Origin of the sequence: Paenibacillus sp. FSL R7-0048 (genome assembly GCF_038004505.1) — a bacterium.
Taxonomy (GTDB): domain Bacteria; phylum Bacillota; class Bacilli; order Paenibacillales; family Paenibacillaceae; genus Paenibacillus_AQ; species Paenibacillus_AQ odorifer.
On record NZ_JBBORF010000001.1, the window covers coordinates 917810 to 933773 of the forward strand.

17 protein-coding genes are annotated in these 15964 nt (G+C 43.2%); 11 read left to right on the forward strand and 6 right to left on the reverse strand.

Annotation, left to right across the window (positions count from 1 at the left end):
- Positions 1-11: 11 nt before the first annotated feature.
- Positions 12-455: a hypothetical protein gene (locus tag NSQ91_RS03965; protein WP_036684901.1), complete on the reverse strand. Its 444-nt coding sequence runs from the start codon at positions 453-455 to the stop codon at positions 12-14.
- A gap of 183 nt (positions 456-638) precedes the next feature.
- On the opposite strand from NSQ91_RS03965, the gene NSQ91_RS03970 reads away from it, so the two are divergent.
- From NSQ91_RS03970 to NSQ91_RS04000, 7 genes are all read left to right on the forward strand, one after another.
- The gene (locus tag NSQ91_RS03970) at positions 639-1193 is read left to right on the forward strand and encodes a hypothetical protein (protein ID WP_076305191.1); all 555 of its coding nucleotides are present in this window, start codon (positions 639-641) and stop codon (positions 1191-1193) included.
- A gap of 239 nt (positions 1194-1432) precedes the next feature.
- A complete protein-coding gene (locus NSQ91_RS03975) occupies positions 1433-2797 on the forward strand; it encodes a Dyp-type peroxidase (RefSeq protein ID WP_081383601.1) in 1365 nt (454 codons plus the stop codon).
- Between the two features lie 2 nt (positions 2798-2799).
- Entirely contained in the window at positions 2800-3294 is a 495-nt protein-coding gene (locus NSQ91_RS03980; protein WP_076179118.1) for a hypothetical protein, read from the forward strand.
- A gap of 64 nt (positions 3295-3358) precedes the next feature.
- Positions 3359-4294 carry a catalase family peroxidase gene (locus tag NSQ91_RS03985; RefSeq protein WP_076305192.1) on the forward strand — a complete coding sequence of 312 codons (936 nt, stop codon included), beginning with the start codon at positions 3359-3361 and terminating at the stop codon, positions 4292-4294.
- Between the two features lie 136 nt (positions 4295-4430).
- Positions 4431-5708, forward strand: a complete 1278-nt coding sequence (locus NSQ91_RS03990) for a glycoside hydrolase family 5 protein (protein WP_076305193.1) — start codon at positions 4431-4433, stop codon at positions 5706-5708.
- Positions 5709-5792: 84 nt separating this feature from the next.
- Positions 5793-6440 (forward strand): response regulator transcription factor, encoded by a 648-nt coding sequence (locus tag NSQ91_RS03995; RefSeq protein ID WP_036684906.1) that lies wholly within the window; start codon positions 5793-5795, stop codon positions 6438-6440.
- Positions 6424-7833, forward strand: a complete 1410-nt coding sequence (locus NSQ91_RS04000) for a HAMP domain-containing sensor histidine kinase (RefSeq protein ID WP_081391940.1) — start codon at positions 6424-6426, stop codon at positions 7831-7833. Before NSQ91_RS03995 ends, NSQ91_RS04000 begins: the two co-directional genes overlap by 17 nt.
- Before the next feature lie 171 nt (positions 7834-8004).
- Here the strand turns inward: NSQ91_RS04000 and NSQ91_RS04005 are convergent, their stop codons facing one another.
- From NSQ91_RS04005 to NSQ91_RS04015, 3 genes are read right to left on the reverse strand one after another with little or no spacing between them, the layout of a single operon-like run.
- Positions 8005-9144 (reverse strand): DHHW family protein, encoded by a 1140-nt coding sequence (locus NSQ91_RS04005; protein WP_076305194.1) that lies wholly within the window; start codon positions 9142-9144, stop codon positions 8005-8007.
- A 20-nt stretch (positions 9145-9164) separates the two neighbouring features.
- On the reverse strand, positions 9165-10550 hold the full coding sequence (locus NSQ91_RS04010) for an MBOAT family O-acyltransferase (protein WP_076305195.1): 1386 nt from the start codon (positions 10548-10550) through the stop codon (positions 9165-9167).
- A 6-nt stretch (positions 10551-10556) separates the two neighbouring features.
- A complete protein-coding gene (locus NSQ91_RS04015) occupies positions 10557-11057 on the reverse strand; it encodes a DUF4358 domain-containing protein (RefSeq protein WP_036684911.1) in 501 nt (166 codons plus the stop codon).
- Between the two features lie 227 nt (positions 11058-11284).
- Between NSQ91_RS04015 and NSQ91_RS04020 the strand changes: the two genes are divergently transcribed.
- Both NSQ91_RS04020 and NSQ91_RS04025 read left to right on the forward strand, forming a co-directional pair.
- Positions 11285-11722: a HEAT repeat domain-containing protein gene (locus NSQ91_RS04020; RefSeq protein ID WP_036684913.1), complete on the forward strand. Its 438-nt coding sequence runs from the start codon at positions 11285-11287 to the stop codon at positions 11720-11722.
- Positions 11723-11733: 11 nt separating this feature from the next.
- Positions 11734-12312 carry an SMI1/KNR4 family protein gene (locus NSQ91_RS04025; protein WP_076305196.1) on the forward strand — a complete coding sequence of 193 codons (579 nt, stop codon included), beginning with the start codon at positions 11734-11736 and terminating at the stop codon, positions 12310-12312.
- A 91-nt stretch (positions 12313-12403) separates the two neighbouring features.
- On the opposite strand, the gene NSQ91_RS04030 is transcribed toward NSQ91_RS04025, so the two are convergent.
- The gene (locus NSQ91_RS04030; protein WP_076305197.1) at positions 12404-13999 is read right to left on the reverse strand and encodes an acyl-CoA synthetase; all 1596 of its coding nucleotides are present in this window, start codon (positions 13997-13999) and stop codon (positions 12404-12406) included.
- Between the two features lie 169 nt (positions 14000-14168).
- Between NSQ91_RS04030 and NSQ91_RS04035 the strand changes: the two genes are divergently transcribed.
- Both NSQ91_RS04035 and NSQ91_RS04040 read left to right on the forward strand, forming a co-directional pair.
- Positions 14169-14690: a GNAT family N-acetyltransferase gene (locus tag NSQ91_RS04035; protein ID WP_036684918.1), complete on the forward strand. Its 522-nt coding sequence runs from the start codon at positions 14169-14171 to the stop codon at positions 14688-14690.
- A 186-nt stretch (positions 14691-14876) separates the two neighbouring features.
- Complete coding sequence (locus NSQ91_RS04040; RefSeq protein WP_076130101.1) at positions 14877-15581, forward strand: hypothetical protein; 705 nt, start codon at positions 14877-14879, stop codon at positions 15579-15581.
- A 98-nt stretch (positions 15582-15679) separates the two neighbouring features.
- Here the strand turns inward: NSQ91_RS04040 and NSQ91_RS04045 are convergent, their stop codons facing one another.
- Positions 15680-15805: a DUF4023 domain-containing protein gene (locus NSQ91_RS04045; RefSeq protein ID WP_051491363.1), complete on the reverse strand. Its 126-nt coding sequence runs from the start codon at positions 15803-15805 to the stop codon at positions 15680-15682.
- Positions 15806-15964: the final 159 nt, after the last annotated feature.

Sequence of the window (15964 nt, forward strand, 5' to 3'; positions counted from 1 at the left end):
ACATGTTCATGTTAGGAGTTACCCGCAGCTGCAACGCCACTAAAGTTTCTGGCTTGGACATTATTAAAGGGATCTGTTGCAGCTGCATTTGTGAAGATCTCTGCTGTGTACTGAATTTGACCTGTTGCGACAGCCGCTGGTGGTGGAATATCTACTGCTGTAAAACCGAAAGCTTCATTTTCTCTGCTGATCGCAACCCCAAATGTCGTGGTGAAAATGATCGTTCCGTTTCTGCGAACATTAACGGTATTGGTATTGAAAAGAGGATTGTTTTCTACTTTTAGAAATCCGGTCAAAAGTACGCGGACATTGCCTTGATTCTCAGCCGACACGCCTGCGGTCTGAATACCAATATCCCCAAAAACAAGGGGAGTCGCCGCTAGTGGAATAACTGCTGGTGTAGCATCCGAAGCAGCTTGGTTGGATAGTCTTAAATCTACAAACTGAATGGTCATCTTATATTCACCTCCTATAAATAGAATATGATAGAAGAAGAGTTAACTCTTGGATTTGCTATATAATTCATCAGCTACCTACTTGCATGGCTTGATGATCAAGTGTTAAATGAAAGAAGGGTTATAAGTTTAAGGAAAGGCGGAGCTATTATCAAATATAGGAATAAGTCTAAAAGGATATTATTGATTTCATTGATGCTATTGGCAGTAGTTATCATTGGTGCGGTGGTGCTTGGGGAACGCGGAGGAATAATGAGTAAATCCGAGAGCTCTTTCAAAAGTCCTGCTGAACCGTCGCCCCTTATCATTACACATGAGAATAGTACAGATGCTATAGAGAATTATGTCATTCTAAAGACGAGCTGGAATGGAGCGGACTATGATCGGGCTTCCTTTTACTATACGGCTTGGCATAGTGAACCTACGCTTCTAACGGGGCTGCATCGTTTGAAACCAGGGGAGAAACTGCAGGTCGACTTTGGAGATTACGCACCGAGTGAAGTCACAGTAAAGATGGCCTATCTAACTGAGAGCTTTGATGAATCGCAGCTTCCAATTGTAGAAGTTCCTGTAACACTCGTCGAAGGGAATTATGAATTTGTGAACCCTCCAGCATCCACCAGTGATATTCCCACTTCGGGTCGCGTCTTTAGTGTTATAGCTAGATGGGGTGAGAACATCTGCGAATATGTCTTCGCATCAGATGGCAAGTTTGATAACTATGAATATGATTTGTGAGGTTAGTCGAAGATAAGAGATGTTCTAAAGCCGGTACGGTTTTAGAATATCTCTTTTTTGTCTCGATTTTAGACAAATCTAACGATGTGTCTATTTTTTAGACAATGTACCGTTATTGTCTAGTTGGGGAGGACTGTTAACCTGATTAACCATTTAGGGCTAAGTTTAATTAGATCGAGAGACGGATGAGAGAATACCCGTTTTTAATATTATGAAAACAACTTTAAGACGAGGGAGGAGTGAGCGTCATAGGTACAGAAACGGAAGAACTGAATTATGATGACATTCAAGGAATCGTCTTACAAGAACGGCCTACCCCCTACGTAGGAACCTATGTATTGCTGTCTATCGATCATCAACAGGACGGGAAAGTGATGCTGAAGCGGCTTCTCGACGAAGTGACGTCGGCCGGACAGTGGAATAATCCTCACGAAGGTGCTTGGGTCAACGTTGGTTTTACCTATCAAGGACTCCAGAAGCTGGGGATTCCCAAGGAGTCACTCAACAGCTTCGACCTGGAGTTCCGGGAGGGCATGGCTGCCCGGGCAGCTAAGCTAGGGGATGTAAACGAAAGCAGCCCGGAGCACTGGGAAGACCCGCTGGGTACTGACAAAGTCGATGTGGCGCTTGCTCTGTTCGCGCCCACCAAAGAAGCGCTGCTACAAGCAGAAGAAGCAGCCCGTCGAATCCACTGCGAACTGAATGGTGTATCCGTCGTTTACCAGCTGGATGTCGGAATGAATCCTGACGGACGTACTCATCTGGGATTCATGGATGGAATCAGCAATCCGAGAATCGAAGGAAACCATATACCCAATGCGGTGGGACAGGAAGCGGAGATTAAAGCCGGTGAATTCCTGTTCGGGCATTTAAATGAATCCGGCACTATAACACAGGGACCACAGCCGGCAGAACTTGGCCACAATGGCAGTTACCTCAGTTTCCGCAAATTGCATATGAGGGTCGCGACTTTCCGTCGTTATTTGCGGGAGCATGCGGATAACCGGGAAGAGGAAGAACTTTTGGCCGCTAAAATGGTAGGAAGATGGCCGAGCGGAGCCCCTTTAAGTCTGGCTCCTGAAGCAGATGACCCGGCACTGGGCGAAGACGTCAGCCGACGGAACGCATTTACGTACGGGGATGATCATAAAGGGTTGAAATGTCCGGTAAGCTCGCATATCCGTCGTGCATTTCCCCGAGACAGCTTGCAGGATTCGGTTGTTAATGTGAACATTCACCGGTTGCTCCGGCGGTCAACGATGTATGGCCCTATACTGCCAAAAGGTGTAATGGAGGATGATGGTCAGGATAGAGGCCTTATTTTTGCAGGTATATGCAGCTCATTGTCCCGCCAATTCGAGTTTATCAAGAGCGATTGGTTAAATGGAGGCAATTTCGCGGGCATGTCAACCGAGAAAGACCCTATTACCGGTAAGAATGAGGGGGAAGGGATGTTTACCATTCCGGACAAACCTATTCGCCACCGGATGAAAGAAATTCCAAGTTTTTCAATCACCAAAGGCGGGGAGTATTTCTTTGTTCCCAGCATGACTGCATTGCGGTGGATGGCAGAGTTGGATCAACATACATCTAAGGAGGAATAAACATGTTAGAAAGACAAGATCAGACTAATCCGATTACAAGCGCTGGACGTGCCGGCCTGCGGGAAGGTGAAATATCTGAGCTTACCATCATTGCGCCGCTTAAAGAAGGTGGGGCGGATCGTCTCCGTGAGAAGCTGAAAAAAAGTGCATCGAGACAAGCCGAAACGATGGCGAAGATCGCGACCGTTCACGACATGCGCTTCGTAATCTTTGATAACGACACGCGGCTGTTGTTCGCGACGGCTTATGATGGAGATTGGGATAGTTATATCGATGATTTTGGAACTGAAATTCCAGAGTTGTTGAATAACATGTTTAATGAAGTGAAGGATTTTCCGGGAATTGAATCTTCGGAAGCGAAAGACTTCATCGCCAATCATCAGATCACTGCATCCGGCTGGTACAGTGCTTATCCCGATGCCACGGTCAGAGATATTTGGCGCGGACAGCGAATTACGAAGGCCTGGAACGACTTGCTTGACGCATCACAAAGCTAAATAACTAGAAAAGGGGGCTTTGTCCCCTTTTCCTTCCTGATAAATTACAAAGAGGTGAACGAAAATGAACAATAATAAATCAGTGTCGTCTGAACTCGCAGAAGAAGCGGTAAACTCCATTGAGGAGGTAGCAGGCAAATATCCGGGTTATCGACGCGCGCACGCCAAAGGTGTTGTCTACCAGGCGGTGTTCACCCCTAACGGCCAAGCGGGTCCTTTAACAACAGCGCCACATTTGCAAAATCATGAGGTGCAAGCTCTTGTACGCTTCTCCAATAGCTCGACTAATCCGTCCATCCCTGATGTTTTTTCGCCTGCAAAAGGAATGGCGGTTCAGTTTGTATTGCCTGATGGGGGCGTGACAAGTTTGGTGACAATTACATTGCCGATCTTTTTTGCCAAAACACCGCAATCCTTTATTAATATCTTACGTACAATTAAAGAAAATTCGTTTGAGGGAGCGACCATTGCAGACAAATTCAAAGCCGTCATGGAGAAGTATTCGGAAAGCCGGGCTGGGCTTCAAGCCGTGAAAATGCTGCAACCGCCACTCAGTTTTGCAACCAACCTTTATCATTCCATTCATGCCTATTACTTCACCAATGCTGCTGGCGAGCGGCGGGCTATTAAATATGAGTGGGAACCGGAAGCGGGTCTGCACTTTCTGGCCCAGGAAGAGGTGGAGAATCGATCTCCCGATTATTTGGAGGATGAACTAATCGAGAGACTGTCCAAAGGTCCGGTGGCGTTTCAATTGACAGTAATCCTCGGGCAGGAGGGAGATCCTACGGATGACCCGACGTCTGCTTGGCCTGAAGACCGGGAACGGATTGTTGTCGGCCATTTGTCGATCACCGGCGTGGCAGACGAGAAGGCTCAAGAGTACGTCTTTGATCCGACAGTTGTACCTGCCGGCATTGAATGCTCTGAAGATCCTATTCTGAACTTTCGACATGATGCCTATGCGGAGTCACATTCCCGTCGAAGTACTAATCAGTAAGCATTTATTTTATATTCTATGAATATGATCGGGCTGTCCTAGAATGTCTGCCGACATCCTTAGGGCAGTCTTTTTAGGTATCTCTTGTGACACTCTTGTAACAGAGATTGGCTACGATAGGTTACGAGGTGAGAGAATGAAGAAGTTTAAAGGATTTATCGTATTGATTTTGTTGGCAGTCGTAGGATGCAGTGCAGCAACACCACAAGCAAATCTTGAACCGGAGAAGGAGGTAAAGAAAGAGGTCAATGAGAAGATCGCTTTCTGGGATCAACAGCGTAAAGGAACAAATTTCATGAATTCCAAATCTATACCCGAAAATTATGATGCAGCGAAAGAAAATAATATAGAGTTCATTAGACTTGCGCCAGATAAATGGGCAAAAGATAGTGATTTCCTGTTTAACGATCAACCGGATGCTAATCCAGATAAAGACTTTTTAATAGGGAATGCAGATAAATACGAGGGGCTTGTTGAGGATGATTTTACAGCGTTAAAAGCAGACTTGGATGCAGCCGAGGCGCGGGGTTCAAAAGTAGTGCTGACAGTCCTTAGTTTGCCCGGCGATCGGTGGCGGCAGTTTAATAATTATACAAATGATGATCGAATCTGGAAGGATTTCAGTTATCATGAACAAGCGGCAACATTTTGGAAGGATCTTGCGGAAAGATTAAAAGATCATCCTGCGGTGGTCGGCTATAATCTTATTAATGAGCCACATCCTGAACAAGCTACTGGATTTAATGATTTCTGGACAGAGGATTACAACGAATGGTATAGCTCAGTGGAGAATACTCCGGCGGATTTGAATCTTTTATATGAGACTATTGTGACAGCGATTCGAACCGTAGATACGGAAACCCCTATTATCGTCAATTCTGGTCTGTATGCTACACCATGGGCCTTTAAATATTTGAAACCCATCGATGATGCGAATGTATTATATGCTTTTCATATGTACGAACCCTACGAACTCACCAGCCAAAATAAGAAAAAAGGCTTAACCTATGAATATCCTGGAACAGTTAAAGTAGGTGAGGAGAAGACGGAAAAAGCATTCAATAAGAAAGCCTTAAAGGATTTTCTAGAACCTATCGCACAGTGGGCAGAAAAAAATAACATCCCTGCTAATCGTATTGTCGCTGAAGAATTTGGCACGAACCGGCTTGTAAAAGGTGCAGATCAATACTTGGCTGATTTAATCTCGATTTTTGCTGATTACGGCTGGCACTGGGCGTTTTATGCGTTCCGGGAGGATACTTGGGATGGCATGGATTATGAACTTGGCACTGAGCCACCAACCTGGGAGTATTGGGAAGCGATAGAGAAGGGTGAACAGCCTGATCGAAAGACGGTCGATAACCCGATATGGAACGTACTGACGAAGGGATTAGGTGTAGAGAAGTTGCAATAACGTAGCATGAAAATATATGAAAAGGTGAAACCTGTAAAGGATTTCGCCTTTTTCTTCTGATAACTATAGGAAGGAGAATCTACTTTGAATATTTTAATTGCGGATGATGAGAAACACATGACCACTATATTGAAGACTTATTTTGAAAAAGAAGGCTATAACGTTTGGACAGCAGCGGATGGTGAGGAAGCGCTAGAGCTCTTTTTTTCCAATAGGATTGATCTTGTGGTGCTGGATTGGATGATGCCTAAGCGAAGCGGGCTTGAGGTTTGTAATGAAATCAAGAAGGTTAGTTTGGCTAAAGTTGTAATGCTGACCGCAAGGTCTTCCCATGATGATGAATTCAGTGCCTTGGATATAGGAGCAGATGAATATATAAGAAAACCATTCGACCCAAGGATTTTGATGCTTAGAATTAAAAAAATGCTAGGCACTGAAAAAGTGGCTGCGATTAGGGATTTAGAAATCGATTTTGAGCGGAAGAAAGTGTACAAGAATGGGGCCGAACTGGCGTTATATAAGAAAGAATTTGAATTACTAACCTTCCTGTATGAGCATAAAGGACGTATTTTATCCAGAGATGCCTTATTGTCTGCGGTTTGGGGAATGGATTATCTGGGTGAAGAAAGAACGGTAGATACGCATATTAAGAGGCTGCGCGATAAGATTGGGGCCGACCACGTGATCACGCATAGGGGAATGGGGTACAGCTTCCATGATAAAAATTCATAAAATAAGTACGAAGTTATTGATCATGGTGAGCATTATTTTGCTGATTGTTTTTGGTACGTCTTATTTCCTGCACAACTATTTCTCAGCAGATTATTACCTATACAAAATGAAAACCAAGATCAACACCATTTATGACGAAGTAAAGGATCTCCGTTTGGATCAACTCATGGAAAATGAAAGCAGGATCGAGAACAATAATAACGTAACGATTGTTAGGGTTGAAAACAGTGGAAGTACAGCAGAAATTAACGAAAATATTCAATTTGCGTTGTTTAAAGATAAGGTGGCACTTAATAAATTTTGGATCACAGATGAGGTATTACAAAAAGTAAAACAAGGCAACACGGTTAATCTTTTATTTAATCAGGGCAAATTGAAATCGAGTCTGTTAACGAAAATATACGAGCAGGATAGCAGTCTAATCCTCATAGGAACTGTGGTTGTGCACAATACAGATGCCTTGACCCTCGTAAATCAATTCAGCTTTTACTCCATTCTACTGGGGATTATTATCAGTTTGCTGTTAGTGGCTTATTTTTCAAAAAAGATCATTACACCGTTAGAGCAATTACAGGATGTCGCGAAGGATATATCCAATCTCGATTTTAAACAAGTGACGATTCAAACGGGGGATGAAATCGAAGAGCTCTCGAAAAGCATCAATCAGATGAGTCAGCGTCTAAAGAGCACCCATGCCAAATTGGAGGAGAAAAATCAAAGTTTAAATACCCTTATCTCAAGCATTTCGCATGAAGTGAAAACACCATTATCCTTAATCCAAGCCTATACGATTGGCATTCAGGACGGTCTGGATGATGGCACGTATACGGATATCATTTTGGAGCAAGTGAAGTATACGTCGGATATGGTGGATTATTTAATTAAATTGTCCAAGATCCAGAAGTCAGAAGTGCATAAAGAGCCTTTTGATCTTAAAGAGCTTCTGCTAAAAGTGATCTCACATTATAATATTACGTTAAAAAATAAAAACATAACCTTAATGAGCGACTTTCATTCGCTTGAATCCTCTATCGTTGAAGAAGATATCAGCCAAATCGAGATAGTATTCAACAACTTAATTAGTAATGCCATTAAATATGGTGAAGAGGATTTTTTTGAAATAAAACTACGGAGTGACACTACGCGTACATTAAAATTTACGATCTTTAATAAAACCACTCGCCTGAAAACGGAACATTTAGCGTATATCTGGGACCCATTCTATGTAATTGAAGAGTCTCGAAATAAAGAAATCTCCGGTACTGGACTTGGCCTGTCCATAGTCGCGGAGATACTTGCTAAAAACGATCTGAAATACGAGTCCAGATTAGAGGACTCATATATTAGTTTTAGTATTTGGTTTGAAGTTAAGGAGGGAATTTTGGAACAGTAGGAGCGTTAGCGTTCGCCTGAAAGCTTTCCGAAGGAAAGCTCGCATCGGAAGCATAAGCTGTCTCCGGATGTTATCCGCTGATAGCGGTAAAATCAAAAACATCTGGAGACAACAGCGACCGAAAGTCCAACATTCCCGCAGTTACGCACAACACCTATTCCCTGAGTGCCTTTAATTTAACTTCAATAGCGCCGCATTATCAATAAAAGTAGCCGTATTAAAAAGCAGCAAGACATCCTTGATATCATTTTGAGCCATATAATCACTGATGTTTCCATTATAATAACGGATATCGATCACATGGATTTCAGGCACATGCTGAGTCAGGAAAGGAATAACGCTATGTGCATAAGAGTCCTTGATGACGAGCAGCTTTTTCTGTTTGACCGTTGTTGGATCAAGCTGGCTGGTGATTTTCATTAGCGCATGTACGCCCCCTAAGAAATAAGAGTACTTATCCTTTTTCTCCAGATAACTTAGGTCATACATACTTTTTAAAGTCTCACCGGTATCTTGAATGTACATTTGGGTGGATACCTCATGATTAGGTTTGTACATTTGAATGGAATCAGGTGTGACCCCGATAAATTGCCCCCGGGTATGATAGCTTCCGAGAAATGAATTACTCACAGTCTGAATCTGGTATTCGCTCTGGGACAGAGGCTGCCAGCCCATGCTTTGAGCATAGGCTACATAAGCTAAGTAGGCACCGTAGGTTGTCCAGTGATGGTCGGTCCGATAGTAAATGGGTTCTGCGGCATGTGGGCTAAGAACATCAAATCCATTTATAAAAGTAAGGCTATCTCCTACATCCTTAGCTATTGTTTGATTCACCTCAGCTTGCGAGTAGACAGGAGCTAACCAGGGTAGACGTTCCTTGTACAAGCCAACCGATGTAGGTGCCAATAAGAAAGTGGTGTTTGCATCGGGATTGTTATCGGCAAAGCGTTTCACAGCTGCTGCATATTGCTGAACTTTAGTGTAATCAGGTGCTGCGAATTTTTCGAAAAGATAGCCGTCTTTTCCTTTATAGATTCCGTTATTCTCTTGCTGTAGCCTCATCTGTTCCACCGCCGATTTCACCCATACCCATTTGGCCCGAAATGGAAAATGATCAGTTACAAAGCTTTCGGCCTCTTCCGCATAGGTATGGGATAATAAATTGTCCCATGTCAGATGGGGGGCCTTTTGCAAATACCGGTTCTCAAGCTCAGAGAAACGCTGAACAGGCAGTAAGAAAAAGAGGATAGCGACCAGAAATAACGTTGCAACAAATCCCCCAACCAGGATTCGATCCGTCTTCTGCTTCATAAACAATCACCCCCTAATGGTTAGAACCGGAAATATAAAAATGGATTAAAGGTTGCATCTACTAAGTAGGCAACAGATAGGAAAAATAACACGCCATACCAAACAAGAGCAGGAACCGATCTAGAATCTATCCGCTTGGAGATTTTCACAGGTGTAGAGGCAAAGGTTAACACCACGAGTAGAATTGCGTTCGTGTAAGTGAAGTATAAAGTGGTGTTATTCCATAACGGCTGTCCATTAAAGCCAAGCATCGCATGTAAGTAGCCAATGACCAGAGGAAGTTCTTCAAAAGCGAACAAGACCCATCCGATGAGTATAAGTACTACAGCATATAAATGTCTTGTCCAACGGGGGAGGCGGCTTAATAGCTTTAATCCCCACCATTTTTCAAAGATAAGAATGACCCCGAAGTATAATCCCCAGAGCAGAAAATTCCAGCTGGCCCCGTGCCAGATACCCGTGAGCAGCCATACGATGAGGATGTTGCGCACTTGAACGCCTAACCCCTGGCGGTTGCCTCCAAGCGGGATGTAGACATAGTCACGAAACCAACTGCTAAGGGAAATATGCCATCTTCGCCAAAAGTCAGTAATACTCTGAGAGATATAAGGTTTGTTGAAGTTCTCATTAAAGCGGAAGCCGAACATGAGACCGAGACCAATAGCCATATCCGAATACCCGCTGAAGTCAAAATAGATCTGAAAAGCAAACGCAATAACCCCAAGCCAAGCGGTAAAAGCAGGCAGGGAATCTAGATTGGAGCTGGATATGGTGTGCCAGAGCAGACCGATGTTGTTGGCGAGCAGTACTTTTTTGGCTAATCCGATTATGAATCTCCGTACACCTTCTGCGAACATGGGGATATCGACCGTACGTTCACGTAGTTGCCCGGCAATGGTGTTATATTGAACAATCGGACCTGCTACTAACTGTGGAAACAGGGCTACAAATGTACCGAAATCAATCCAATTGCGTTGTGCTTTCGTAGTTCCTCTATAGACGTCAATAATGTAGGACATGGATTGAAAAGTATAAAATGAAATCCCAATAGGTAAAGGTAAATCCGTTAAAGGAATATGTGTACCGAGGAGTCCATTTATATTTTGGATGAGAAAATCTGCGTATTTAAAATACGACAATAAGCCTAGATTAATAATGACGGAACTAACCACAATCCACTTGCGCTGCACCGCAGTCAGCTTTGGTCTGCTGAGAAGTAGACCAAAGCTGTAATCTGTAATGGTGGACAGCAACATGATTACAATGTAGACAGGTTCGCCCCAAGCATAAAAAAACAGGCTGCTTAAAAACAATATGAGGTTTTTGATTCGCCAGGGCGAAACATAATAGAGCGCTAGGACAGCCGGCAGGAATAGGAATAGGAAAAGTAGGCTGCTGAATACCATGGTTATTTATTTTTCTGTGAAGTAAGTATCGAAGTCTGCTACGAGTTTATCTTGATCCGCAGGATCAGCAATAACGAACAGGAAATAGTTACCCTTTTTAATAAGTTTATAGTTCTTGGCATTTTCGTATTGATCAGGCAGATAGGTTTCGAATTGTTTTTGAACATCTGTTGCACGCGCTTTGATGGCATCCTCAACAGTAGTCATATCTTTTACATCTTTAACTTTCAGAACGGCGATTTCGTTAGTTTTCACATTCATCATAGGCATTCTAATGCTATAATCTTCAAGCAATTCTGGGTTGAGATGATATAGCTGTTCGACTGTAGCCGCATCAAGCTCCATTAATGATGGCTGCTCTACTTTGCTCAGCATTTGATCGACCATTTCTTTTGCAGTTAGATTCGTTTCAATGGCAGCTCCATTGTTACTGTTGTTGCTGGAACAGGCGCCAAGCACCACACTTAGTACAATGGTTAACGCTAGCATGAAGGTATGCTTTTTCAACTTAGGTCACTCTCCTTGATGTATTGTCTGAATTTCTCTAGTTACTAACGTATATAGTCGATAGAATGTTGCGCTGGGTACTTACTCCGGATACTTTACCCATATTTTTGCGGAAATATGATATTCACATGAATTCATGCAAAGATCTTCCTCTCTTAGCTTGCGCAATGGTTGGTTATACTGTTACTGTAAGATAGATAGTTTTTAATAGAAGGGGATTGAACGGAATGATCGAAGAACTGAACAATGAACTACCGGAGAATTATGAGGAATTAAAGAAAGCTGCCAACCGCTCTGCGGATTGGAGAGCGCGTCTAGAAGCAGTTGAAGAGCTGGGACAGACCAACCACAAACAAATTATCGATATCCTGACGCGTTTAATGGAGAGCGATCCTGTATATACAGTTCAAGAAGCTGCTTACCTTAAGCTGAAGGCTTTTGGTGAAGACGTTAAGGTGCCATCGAAGAACAAGCCTGAACTAGTTAAAGGCGTATCCAAGATCCTGCTGAGAATTAAAAAGAGCCTGCCAAGAGATCATTCTTACGAGGACTTCAAAGAGAAGCTGAAGAAGATGAGAGTTGACGTGTACGACGCTTATGAAGGTGAAAAAGGCGCTGACTTCGATACGTGGCTGATGAAGATGTGGACTTCCGCAAATAAGTAAAGGATGACAATATGCACACCAATAAATTGACAGAACAATTTCAAGAATACCTTAAGCTGTCCGCAGAATTACGCCCTGATTATATTGCCAGCTTGGGCAAGGGTGATAACGAAGCAAAGATAACGGCTGTTTTGCCGGAGACTCCTGAACTGCTGAAAGCTATTTATAGCACTGTCTCAGGGACAAGCAGTGAGGAAGAGGAACCAAGCCTTATCGAATTTATTCCAGGGTACCGCCTGATTCATATGGATGAATATGAAGAGGAGATGAAGGTATTAGCTGGGATATTGGAGGAAAAAGGTCAACATCCTGATGGAGTTATCTTGCCTATCTTAACGAACTATGGCAGTGATTTCATTTGTTATTATAAGTCTGCTGAGGGTGTGGAACAGGTATGTGACCTGCTCCATGATTTCGGCGATTTAATTGTGATGTATGATTCGCCTGATAAATTCCTAGAGACCTTATGCGAGTTCTACAAGCAGGAGGTTTATTTCCTGGATGAAGAGGGCTACCTCGATTGCGATTTAGTATTAGAAGGCGAAGTTGGTGCGGCACTGAACCCGGATGCGAAATATTGGTCCGAGTAACGGCCTGATGCCAAATAAACAAGAGCAGCAGTCCATTATGGATTGCTGCTCTTGTTTATTTTTTAATAAGGTGAATTTTATATGGCTATGTTTATTCCTGCGCAGCTTGGTTCTCCTGCTCACGAAGCTCTACTCGCCGTATTTTACCGGAGGTCGTCTTCGGAAGATCCTGAATAAACTCGATTTTGCGCGGATATTTATAAGGGGCTGTCCACTCTTTAACATGGGATTGCAGCTCTTTTACAAGCTCTGGTGAACCAACAATCTCATCCTTGAGCACGATAAATGCTTTAACAATGTGCCCACGGATCTCGTCTGGACTGGCTACGACCGCACATTCCTTGACGGAGGCATGCTTCATCAATGCTTCTTCTACCTCGAAAGGACCGATAGTGTAACCTGAGCTAATGATGATGTCATCTCCACGACCCTCGAACCAGAAATAACCATCTTCATCCTTCTTTGCCCGGTCGCCGGTTATGAAGAATTCGCCGTGTGTGGAGCTTTCTTTTCTACCGGGATCTTTGTAATAAGTGTGGAACAGGGCTGGCATACTCAAATGTACTGCAATATCACCAACCACTCCAGCAGGTAGTGGCTTACCGTCTTCGTCCACAACCTCGACTAAGCCGGGTGCGATTGATTTACCCATAGAACCAATGCATATTGGAGTATCTTTGAGTGTTCCGATAATCAGTGTGCTCTCCGTCTGGCCGTACCCATCACGGATCGTGATATCGAATTCACGCTGAAAGGTGTTAATGACCTCTTGATTTAATGGCTCTCCGGCAGATACTGCACATCGCAGGGTAGACAAGTCGTAACGACCTAAGTCTTCTGTTTTAGCCATTAGACGATATTCCGTTGGGGTGCAGCACAATACTTGAATTTTGTGATCCTGCAATAGCTGCAAATATTTTTTGGGATGAAAGGATCCACTATATACAAAACCTGTAGCTCCGTTGCCAAGAACGGTTAAGAAGGGACTCCAGATCCATTTTTGCCAGCCGGGAGCTGCTGTTGCCCAGACGGTGTCAGATCCTTGAATATCCAGCCATTGAGGTGAGGTGATCCGCAAGTGAGCATAACCCCAGCCATGACTATGAACGACCGCTTTAGGGTTGCCGGTAGTACCTGAGGTGTAAGCGAGAATAGCCATATCATCCCGGCGGCTTGCGACTGCTGTGAAGGTATCTGGTTGTCCAACCATCAGACTTTCTAGATCCAGCCAGCCTTCACCGAGTTCGTCTGAGCTGCCAGATACGGAAAGACGGTAATCGAGAGCAGGAAGATCCTCTGAGATTTTATTAACTTCCCCGGTTACTTCGGACCAAGCAATAACGGCTCTGGCTTCAGAATGGCGCAGGCGGTAGGATAAATCTTTGGCACGCAGCATTTCTGAGGATGGAATGATGGCAAGTCCTTGTTTCAGACAAGCTAAATAGATGACATAAGCGATGATGCGGCGTGGAACCATAACAAGAACACGATCCCCTTGTTGCAGCCCAAGCTTCGCAAGTCCTCCGGCCAGCCGGTTAGCTTGTTTGCGTAATTCACCGTAAGTAATTTCCTCATAATCTCCTTGCTCATTTAACCACTTAAGCGCAATCTTCTCAGGAGCATGGCTTTCCATTTCCGAAGTGAGATTGTAGAACTCAGGTGCGATCCATTGCTGATTATCCAATATGAACCTCTCCTATATCAAACAAGATGTGTATAACTGTTCTATTTAGTATATCACGTTATCCTAGTACCAGGTACTAGTACCTTGAGTTCTTAATGAATTTCGGGTTAAGATAATATGTGTAAGGTAAACTTATAATAGACCACAAATCCAGAAAGTGAGAACTTATGTTATGAATCACACAACTTTTGATGAAATATTCGCTATTATGGAAGCCTCATTTCCTACTTCTGAGATCAGAACCTTTGAGGGACAACAGGAGTTATTGGACGTTCCAGATTATCGTCTCATTACCGAGATGAATTCTGAGGGTAAAATTGTTGCTTTTATGGCCTGCTGGGAGTTTCCCGGCTTTCGTTTTGTAGAACATATAGCAGTCGACCCGAGCATCAGAGGTGGAGGAATTGGCAAAAAGCTGATGACTGAATACATCAGTCTATCTAACAAGCCTGTCCTTTTGGAAGTTGAGCGGCCACTGGGTGAAATGGAGCAGCGGAGAATCGGCTTTTATGAGCGGCTGGGCTTTCATTTGAACCCTTACGATTATGTGCAGCCTCCTTTGCGTGAAGGAAATGAAGATTTACCACTCTTAATTATGACTTACCCTAACCCTGTTGATGAAGAAGAATTCCAACTTTATAGAGAAATTTTATATTCAGAAGTGTATAAGGTTACAACTCCGTATCAAGGTTAAAGCCCTCAGCAATCCGTTAAATCCTTATGGGATAAGCGGGTTGCTGTTTTTCTTATACAAACCAGAGCTCCAGATGAATAGTTTCTTTACAAATTGGGTACAAGTTAAATACAACTTAGAGACATATTCCTTTAAAACTTGAGCTAAAGTAAAAACCGAGATTGATCTTCTAAGGAGGCATAACATATGAAAAGTAAAAAGTTCATTATAGCAACGATGGTATTTGGGATGGCAATTACAGGTTCGGCTGGTGTGTACGCAGGAACTAAGCTGCAAAAAATCACCGCATACCTCAATCACAGCATTGGATTTAAAGTGAATGGTGCAGCTTATACGCCTGTTGATAATAAAGGTAACACATTAGCTCCGATTACTTATAACAATACAACCTATCTTCCTGTACGTGCCTTGGCTGATGTGTTGAAGGTGCCAGTGACTTTTGATGCGGCAGCGAATCAGGTCATTCTGGGTACTGGAACTGTGGTGCCGGATAAAGATACATTAACACCAGTACAGTACAGCAACGCTCAAAAAGAACAAATTTCTAAAGCTTTTGCAAATTTCGATGGGTTTAAAACGGTTTATGCACCAGCACAAATGGTGAGTGGAGATGCTTTTCAAAAAGCAGCTAGCTCTGAAGATGGAGTGTACTTTTTGTTCGACCATATGAGGGTGAACGTTTCTCCACGTGACTACTCCTATGATTACAAAGGCGATACCGTAAAGCTTTCCAATGGTACAGAAGCTAAGTGGTACAGCCCTACCAGCGATTCATTGTTTTTGACCTATAAACTGGATGATCGTTTTGTGACGATTAGTTCTCCAGACAAGGCTTTGAGCAAGGCACAATTAGAGAAGGTAGCCGTGAATGTGGTGAAATGGAGTAAATAACTCCTTTAAAAGCAAAGCTCAATATACAAAAAGTAAAGCAGCAAGTCACTCCGATCCGGGAGGGCTTGCTGCTTTTTTTGTTTTCGTGTAGGCGTGTTCTATTTACTGTGCTGTTTATTAGGCAGCTTTTGGCTTGGTGTTCCTTTACCGTGATTCTGTTTGTTCTTTTCTGCTTTCTTCTGGGTGTCGTGTACTTTGTCTACAAAAGCCTGAGTATCGTCCATGTTTGTCCTCCTTGATCATAACCTTGCCGTTACTGTAACCACTTTTGCCTGATTAAATACACAAGCCGTTTTTACAAACTAGTGGATCAATCCGTACATTGTGAAAATATTTAGTAGTTACTATGAATGGATGCAAGCATTTCATAATAACAGTAAGGG